The 629-nt window shown below is 68.5% G+C and carries 1 protein-coding gene; it reads left to right on the forward strand.

The window, feature by feature from the left end; translation table 11 throughout:
* Window positions 1-126 precede the first annotated feature (126 nt).
* Window positions 127-629: translation initiation factor IF-2 N-terminal domain-containing protein (locus D7Y13_RS42020; protein WP_208734567.1), on the forward strand; the 503-nt coding region annotated here is incomplete at its 3' end.

Below are 629 nucleotides of genomic sequence, written 5' to 3' on the forward strand. Positions count from 1 at the left end.
GAGTGAGGGCGGGTGGGTGGAGAGGTTGCGGGGGAAGGTGGCTGTTAAGCACCACTCGCACACAATTTCGGCTTTGGACTAGGGTGCTCGGCCTCGTCGCTGGCGGAGCAGAAGGCCAATCAAGGTATGTCGAAGAAGCGCGTTCACGAAATCGCCAAGGAGCTCAAGAGCCACGGGATTGAGCTCGACAACAAGGAGGTCGTGACCGAGCTCTCCGGGCTGGGTTACGACGTCAAGAGCCACTCGTCCTCTCTGGATGACGACCAGGCCACCGCCGCGGTCCAGAAGATCCTGGACAAGCGCAAGCCGAAGCAGGCCGCCGCGCCCGTTGCCGCCAAGGGCTTCGTGGTCCGCCGCCGGGTCGGTCCGCCGGCGGGCGCCTCCAACACGGAGGCCCAGGACGCCTACGCCCAGTCGAACGACCAGGGCTACGACAATCCCGACACCTCGTACGAGCAGTCCGCTCCGTCCGAGCCGGCGGAGGCCGCCCAGGCCGCCGCCGTGGAGACCGCTCCCCCCATGGTGGAGCAGGCTCCCCAGGCGCACGCTGCCCCGGAGGCACCGGCCGTGACGGCCGCGCCCCCTGAAGCCGCTGTCGCCACCCCCGCCGCACCGGCTGTCTCTTATCC

The sequence above is a fragment of the Corallococcus praedator genome (genome assembly GCF_003612125.1).
Classification (GTDB): Bacteria; Myxococcota; Myxococcia; order Myxococcales; family Myxococcaceae; genus Corallococcus; species Corallococcus praedator.